This is a genomic window from Streptomyces ovatisporus (assembly GCF_042653885.1).
GTDB lineage: Bacteria > Actinomycetota > Actinomycetes > Streptomycetales > Streptomycetaceae > Streptomyces > Streptomyces ovatisporus.
In genome coordinates this window covers 555,156-562,102 of the sequence record NZ_JBHSFH010000004.1, presented here as the reverse complement: position 1 = coordinate 562,102, position 6,947 = coordinate 555,156, and the positions used below count along the sequence as shown (strand labels likewise).

The 6,947-nt window shown below is 72.1% G+C and carries 5 protein-coding genes and 1 pseudogene; 3 read left to right on the top strand and 3 right to left on the bottom strand.

Annotated elements, in window-relative coordinates:
- Positions 1-365: 365 nt before the first annotated feature.
- From ACFPA8_RS07270 to ACFPA8_RS07260, 3 genes are all read right to left on the bottom strand, one after another.
- On the bottom strand, positions 366-1,154 hold the full coding sequence (locus ACFPA8_RS07270) for an HAD family hydrolase (protein WP_386443995.1): 789 nt from the start codon (positions 1,152-1,154) through the stop codon (positions 366-368).
- A 154-nt stretch (positions 1,155-1,308) separates the two neighbouring features.
- Positions 1,309-2,940, bottom strand: coding sequence for an L-glutamate gamma-semialdehyde dehydrogenase (gene pruA / locus ACFPA8_RS07265; protein ID WP_386443993.1), 1,632 nt, complete (start codon positions 2,938-2,940; stop codon positions 1,309-1,311).
- Between the two features lie 50 nt (positions 2,941-2,990).
- Entirely contained in the window at positions 2,991-3,917 is a 927-nt protein-coding gene (locus ACFPA8_RS07260) for a proline dehydrogenase family protein (protein ID WP_386443990.1), read from the bottom strand.
- A gap of 272 nt (positions 3,918-4,189) precedes the next feature.
- On the opposite strand from ACFPA8_RS07260, the gene ACFPA8_RS07255 reads away from it, so the two are divergent.
- The 3 genes and pseudogenes from ACFPA8_RS07255 to ACFPA8_RS07245 all read left to right on the top strand — a co-directional run.
- Positions 4,190-5,572: a PucR family transcriptional regulator gene (locus ACFPA8_RS07255; RefSeq protein ID WP_386444713.1), complete on the top strand. Its 1,383-nt coding sequence runs from the start codon at positions 4,190-4,192 to the stop codon at positions 5,570-5,572.
- Between the two features lie 208 nt (positions 5,573-5,780).
- A complete protein-coding gene (locus tag ACFPA8_RS07250; RefSeq protein WP_386443987.1) occupies positions 5,781-6,575 on the top strand; it encodes a GNAT family N-acetyltransferase in 795 nt (264 codons plus the stop codon).
- Positions 6,576-6,611: 36 nt separating this feature from the next.
- Positions 6,612-6,926, top strand: a pseudogene (locus tag ACFPA8_RS07245) (P-loop NTPase family protein); the annotation flags it as partial.
- Positions 6,927-6,947 lie beyond the last annotated feature (21 nt).

The following is a 6,947-nucleotide window of genomic DNA, read 5'->3' as shown; positions in this document are numbered from 1 at the left end:
CGCCGTTGTCGCGACGGTCGAGCGCGCGCTGCAGCGCGGCTGCGGCGTTCTTGCGGTCGGTGTCACGCTTCGTGCGGGCGGCGTGCCGCACGCGGCGGCGGGCAGTCTCATCCATGATCAGCAACTCCTTCTGCACAAACAGATCGAAGAAGAGTGGGGGGTCGATGACGCCGGAAGGGGCGGGGGCGTGAGGGTGCAGCAGGGGTCGCCTGCGTGAGCGCACCGTTGCCTCGTCCGCCGGTCGCTGGATGAGCGAGACGTTCGGCTTCCACAAAGGTAGAGCCGGAGGTCAGTGTTGTCTCGCCAAATAGTTGGTCTTCCTACTATCTGAGACGAAGACCACTCGGTTCAGGCCACCCGCCGCGTTACGGAAGGTCTGCGAGGAGCGAGGGCAGCTCACCGAGGCCCGTGATGCGCCTGACCACGGCAGTGGTCCCCGGGACCGCCGTGGCGCGCCCGTCCGGATGCCCTCCCGCCCCCGCCGCCTCCTCCGCGCCCGTGCCGGTGCACTCGGCTGTCCCCGCTGTCCCCGCTGTCCCCGTGCGGTCGAGCCAGATCCCGTGCAGACCTGCCTCGTCGGCGGCGCGGGCGTCGATGTCGTACCTGTCCCCGACGTAGGCGACTTCCTGCGGCGGGAGCCCCAGCGCCGCGCAACCGGCGCGGAACGCCTCGCGAGCGGGCTTGGCATGGCCGATTTCGTCCGCGCAGAGCAGCGCCTCCATCCGCCCCCTGATGCCGAGACGGCGCAGCTTGCGCTCCTGCACGGCGGAGGAGGAGTTGGAGAGCACGCCGTGCCGGTAGCGGGGCGTCAGCGCGTCCAGCGCGGGGACCGCGTCGGGGAAGAGCGTCCAGGCCTGCTCGTACAGGGCGATGTAGCGCCCGAACCAGGCGTCCGCCTCGGCGTCGGAGAGGGCCGTTCCGAGGAAGGCCCGGGCCCGTTCCCTGCGGTGCTCCAGGAAGCCCAGTTCTCCGCCGACGAAGCGCGCGAACTGCTCCTCCATCACCTCCCGCCAGCGTGCCAGGGCGGCTTCCGGCGAGGGATGACGCGACAGCAGACGCTCTGCCTCGATGTGCCGGAGGGCGCCCGCGCGGTCCGAGCCGGTGTAGTCGAAAAGAGTGTCGTCGACGTCCCACAGCACAGCACGGATCGGCATGTGCCGGACGTTAGCAGGGAGTTGACGGAAGCCGGCCGGCGCGACGTCCCGGCACCACGGCGCGACGGCCCGGCCCCCTCCGCGCGGGAGGGCACCGGGCCGTCGCGGGCCGGGCGTCGCAGGACGGTCCGTGGACCGGTCCGCGGCGTCGGGGTCAGCCCATGTGCGGGTAGCGGTAGTCGGTCGGCGCCACCTGGGTCTCCTTGATGGCGCGGGGCGACATCCACCGCAGCAGGTTGAACTTCGAACCCGCCTTGTCGTTGGTGCCGGAGGCCCGCGCGCCGCCGAAGGGCTGCTGGCCGACGATGGAGCCGGTCGGCCGGTCGTTGAGGTAGAAGTTGCCCGCGGCGAAGCGGAGTTTGTCGCTCGCCTCCGCCAACGCGGCCCGGTCACGGGCCAGTACGGCGCCGGTGAGGGCGTAGGCGGCGACGGACTCCATCTGCTCCAGCATCGTCGCCCACGTGTCGTCCTCGTAGACGTGCACGGCGAGGATCGGGCCGAAGTACTCCTCGGAGAAGACCTCGTTCTCCGGGTCGGTGCAGGCGATGACGGTCGGCTGCACGAACCAGCCGACGGAGTCGTCGTATTCGCCGCCGACGAGGATCTCGCAGCTGGGGTCCTGCTTCGCCCGGTCGATAGCGGCCTTGTTCTTGGCGAAGGCACGGTCGTCGATGACGGCACCGATGAAGTTCGACAGGTCGCTGACGTCCCCCATCGCCAACCCCTCGGTCTCCGCGACGAGTTCGTCCTTCAGGCCGCCGTCCCACAGCGAACGCGGGATGTAGGCGCGGGACGCCGCCGAGCACTTCTGACCCTGGTACTCGAAGGCACCGCGCACCATGGCCGTCTTCAGCACCGCCGCGTCGGCGGTCGGGTGGGCGACGATGAAGTCCTTGCCGCCCGTCTCACCGACGACGCGCGGGTAGGACTTGTAGCGGTCGATGTTCTCGCCGACCGCCTTCCACAGGTGCTTGAAGGTCCTGGTCGAGCCGGTGAAGTGCACGCCCGCCAGGTCCGGGTGGGGCAGCGCCACCTCGGAGACCTCCTTGCCGTCGCCCGTGACGAGGTTGATCACGCCCTTGGGCAGTCCGGCCTCCTCCAGCAGCTCCATGAGCAGCACGGCGGAGTGGGTCTGCGTCGGGGACGGCTTCCAGACGACCACGTTGCCCATCAGCGCGGGCGCGGTGGGCAGGTTGCCGGCGATGGCGGTGAAGTTGAAAGGCGTGATCGCGTAGACGAAGCCCTCCAGCGGACGGTGGTCCAGCCGGTTCCACACGCCCTTCGGCTGCATGGGCGGCTGCTCCTCCAGGAGTTCACGCGCGAAGTGCACGTTGAAGCGCCAGAAGTCGATCAGTTCGCACGGGGCGTCGATCTCCGCCTGCTGGACCGTCTTGGACTGGCCGAGCATCGTCGAGGCGGCGATCGTCTCCCGCCAGGGGCCGGAGAGCAGTTCGGCGGCCTTGAGGATGATCGCGGCACGGTCGTCGAAGGACATCGCACGCCAGGCGGGCGCAGCGGCCAGAGCGGCGTCGACTGCCTCCTGCGCATCCTGGCGGGTGGCGTTGGCGTAGGTGCCGATCACCTTGCTGTGGTTGTGCGGCTGGACGACGTCGAAGCGTTCGCCGCCCCCCATCCGCTTCTGCCCGTTGATCGTCATGGGCAGGTCGACGGGGTTCTCTGCGAGCTCCTTGAGCTTTCGCTCCAGGCGGGCACGCTCGGGGGAACCGGGTGCGTAGGTGTGCACCGGCTCGTTGTACGGGGCGGGGACCTGGGTCACAGCGTCCATGGCTGCCGTCTCTCCTTCGTACGAGGGCACTGTCAGTGTTCTTCAGCCGGTCAGCCGCGGGTGGCGAGCGAGCGGAGGAAGAAGCCGAGATTGGCCGGGCGCTCTGCGAGGCGCCGCATGAAGTATGCGTACCAGTCCGTTCCGTAGGGGACGTATACGCGCACACGGTGGCCCTCGGCGGCCAGCCGCTGCTGCTCGGCGTCCCGGATGCCGTAGAGCATCTGGAACTCGAACTCGTCGTGCTTGCGTCCGAGTCGCCGTGCCAGTTCCTGCGCTATGGCGACCATCCGCGGGTCGTGCGATCCGACCATGGGATAGCCCTTGCCGGACATGAGGATCTTCAGGCAGCGGACGTAGGCGCGATCCACGTCCGCCTTCCTCTGGTGGGCGACCGCCGCCGGCTCGTTGTACGCCCCCTTCACCAACCGTACGCGCGAGCCTTCGCCGGAGAGGGCGACCGCGTCCTCCTCGGTGCGGAAGAGACAGGACTGCAGGACTGCGCCGGTCTGCGGGTGGCCGGTACGCAGCTCGGCCAGGACGGCGAGGGTGGAGTCGACCGTGTGGTGCGCCTCCATGTCCAGTGTCACTGTCGTCCCCGCCTCGGCCGCGGCCTCGACGACGGGCCGGGCGTTCGCCAGGGCGACGTCGTGGCCCCCCGGGAGCGCCTGCCCGAACGCGGACAGCTTCACGGACATCTCCGCCCGCGTCCCCAGGCCCTCCTCCGCGAGCGCCTGGGCGAGGGCGAGGTACGCGTCGCGGTTGCGCAGCGCCTCCGTGCGGTCCGTGGTGTCCTCGCCGAGGTGGTCGAGGGTGACCTGGAGGCCGCGTCCGGTCAGCGAACGTACGGCCTGGAGGCAGGGGTCGAGCTGCTCACCTGCCACGAAACGGTTCACCACGGGGCGGGTGACCGGCGCGGTCGAGACGAGACGGCGGATGCCGTCGCTGCGCGAGGCGGCGAGGAGCACTGGTCCGAACACGGGCACCTCCACTGGCGTTCTTCTGCACGCTCCTGGCGTCCGGGGCAGACCGTGTGCGCGGTGGGCCGGGGGCGCGTCGGAGCCACCCTGAATCTAAGGATCGCTCTGTACAGCCGCCATCGACAGCTGTCACGCATCCGTGTCCCAGATCTCAGACATCTGTACGAGAATGGGGAGAGCCGCATCCGGGGAGGCGGCGCACGGGCAAGCCCACCGGCGAACCACGGGGACCGGCGGGCCTGCGGCACGAGCAGATGAACAGCGGAGCGGCCATGCGCGAGGACTACCAGGCGCTCATCGACGAGGTCTCCGCCCTGCTCGGCACTCCCGCCACGCTGGAGGGCCGCGACTTCGCGCTGATCGCATTCGGTGCGCACGAGAGCCACGGCGAGGGCGACGAGCCCGCCCTGGACCCCGTCCGCACCCGCTCGATCCTGGGCCGCGGCTCGACGGCCGACGTGCGCGCGTGGTTCGAGAGCTTCGGCATCACCAGGGCGACAGCCCCCGTACGCATCCACCCGGAACCGTCGGCGGGCGTCCTGCACGGCCGGATCTGCCTGCCGGTGCGGTACGGGGGCGTCGTCCACGGCTACATCTGGCTGATCGACGACGGCAGGCTCGACCTCGCCGACCCGCGCATGACCCCCGCCATGACGGTGGCGGCGCGCATCGGCGAGCTGCTGGCGGCGGAGGCACGCACGGAGGCGCGCACCGGTGAGCTGCTGCGGGCGCTGCTGCTCGGCGGTGAGGAGGGACCGGGCACCGGGGCGGTGGCGGCGCCGGGACGCGGTGGGCCGGAGCCGGGACGGGGGGCGCCGCCGGGACCGAGTGGTGAGGAGCGCGCCGCTGCCGCCGCCGAACTGCGGGAGCTCATCGGCCCTGCTGCCGCCGGCCCGCTGGCTCTGCTGGCGGTGACGCCCTGGCGGACGGACGGGTCCGCAGGCCCGGACGCTGCTGCCGCCCACGTACCACCCCACGTGGTGGCCCGGTGCGTGCTCCCCGCCGGGCCGGTACCACGCCGGTCGCGGAACGCCGAGCGCCGCCGGGAGACGTCCCGTGCGGAGGTACGGGCAGGTCCCGGCACCGGCATCGGTGACGGTGACGGTGACGGTGACGGTGACGGTGACGGTGACGGCGGTCCCCCTGCCGGGCCCGTCCTGGCCGCTGTGGTGCGGCTGCGCTCCGTGCAGGGCCGTGATTCCGTCCGTACGACCGCGGAGCGGCTGCTCCGGGTGCCCCGTCAGCCGGCCGCCGCCGGCATCAGCGCCCCGCGCCGCGGCCTCGCCGAGCTGCTGCCCGCGTGGTGCGAGGCGGTGGCCGCGGCGCGTGCCGCGCACGCGGAGGGACGCCTTGGTCCCGTGGCCGAATGGGACGCGATCGGTCCGTACCGGCTGCTCACCCGGCTGTCGGCGGACGTCGGCGACGAGCCCGCCGTACAGGCCCTGCTGAGCCCCGCGCATGCCGAACTGGCCCGTACGGCCGAGGTGTTCCTCGATCACGCGGGACAGGCGGGCCGTACCGCGTCGGCGCTCGGCATCCACCGTCAGACGCTCTACTACCGCCTCTCGCGCGTCGAAGCGCTCACCGCCCTCGATCTCGACGACGGCGCGTCACGCCTCCTGCTGCACATGGCTCTGAAGGCGGCGCGGTTGTGAGGGCCGCCGAGCCCGCGCGTCGCCGGGGCCCTGCGTCGCCCGAGGCCCTGCGTCGCCCGAGGCCCGTGCGGCGCTCGTCCGGGAGCACGCGTCCCTCTCGTCCCGGTGCGGAACTCCCGGGCTCCGGGCAGGCGGACCGTCCGGAGCTGTGCCCGGGATTCCGGAAACCCCGGGGGACCGGCCGGGGCCGGAGCGTAGCGTCGGTGGTGTGACGGACAGCGATGACGCGTTACTGGCGCTCTACGACGAGCGGATGCGCGGAGCGCCCCCGGAGCCGCTGCCCGGGGCCGTGCTCGAACAGGACGGCCCCGTGGTCCGTACCGTCGGCCAGTTCCGCGGCTTCGTCTTCACGCCGCGCGACATGGGCGTGCGCGGCGCCGCGCTGGATCGCCTCGTCGCCCGGCAACGCGACCGGTTCGCGGAGCGCGGCGAGTCCGTCGAGTGGCGTGCGCACCGGCACGACGAGCCGCCCGAACTGCCCGAGCGCCTGCGGGCAGCGGGCTTCGTGCCCGGGGAGAGCCGGACGGTCCTCCTCGGGCAAGCCTCCGAGATGGTGACGGAACCGGTCCTTCCGGAGGGGGTCGTGGTGCGCCGCGTCACCGGCGAGCACGACATGCGCCGGATCGCCGCCATGGAGTCCGAGATCTGGGGCAGCGACCTCGGCTGGCTGGCCGGCATGCTGACGGAACGGACGGCGGCGGCGCCGGACGACACCGTCGTGCTGACCGCCGAGACCGGCGGGCGGATCGTCTGCGCCGCGTGGATGTTGCTCTCGGGAGAGGCCGGTCACGCAGGTCTGCGGGGCGGTACGACAGTGCCCGAGTGGCGGGGCCGGGGTCTCTACCGGAGTCTCGTCGCCGTCCGGGCGAGGATGGCCGCCGAACGGGGCGTGCGGTACCTGCAGGTGGAGGCCACCGGCGACAGCCGCCCCGTGCTGACGCGGCTGGGCTTCCGGGCGGTCACCACGATGACGCCGTACGTGTGGACGCCCCCGGGGAGCTGAACTTCCCCGGCGGCCGGTGCGGGTAAGGTCCCGCGGATGACGGTGGGTTGGGCGACGACTCGGCTGATCGTGCTCCGCGGCAACTCCGCATCGGGAAAGTCCTCGGTCGCCGCCGAGGTGCGCGCACGGTACGGACGAGGCCTCGCCCTGGTCGCCCAGGACGATCTACGGCGGGTCGTGCTCCGCGAGAGGGACACCCCTGACGGCGCGAACATCGGTCTCGTCGGCACCGTCGCCCACTACGCGCTCGACCACGGCTACCACGTCGTCGTCGAAGACATCCTGCGCGCCGCGCACTACGGGTCGATGCTCGAAGCACTGCGCCGGGACCACCGGGGGCGGACCGCCGGGGGCCGGACCGGGCCGGGCGGC

Bases quoted from the DNA above. Each gene is read 5' to 3' on its own strand.
- ACFPA8_RS07270 (WP_386443995.1), bottom strand. From the start codon at position 1,154: ATGCCGATCCGTGCTGTGCTGTGGGACGTCGACGACACTCTTTTCGAC.
- pruA (WP_386443993.1), bottom strand. From the start codon at position 2,940: ATGGACGCTGTGACCCAGGTCCCCGCCCCGTACAACGAGCCGGTGCAC.
- ACFPA8_RS07255 (WP_386444713.1), top strand. From the start codon at position 4,190: ATGCGCGAGGACTACCAGGCGCTCATCGACGAGGTCTCCGCCCTGCTC.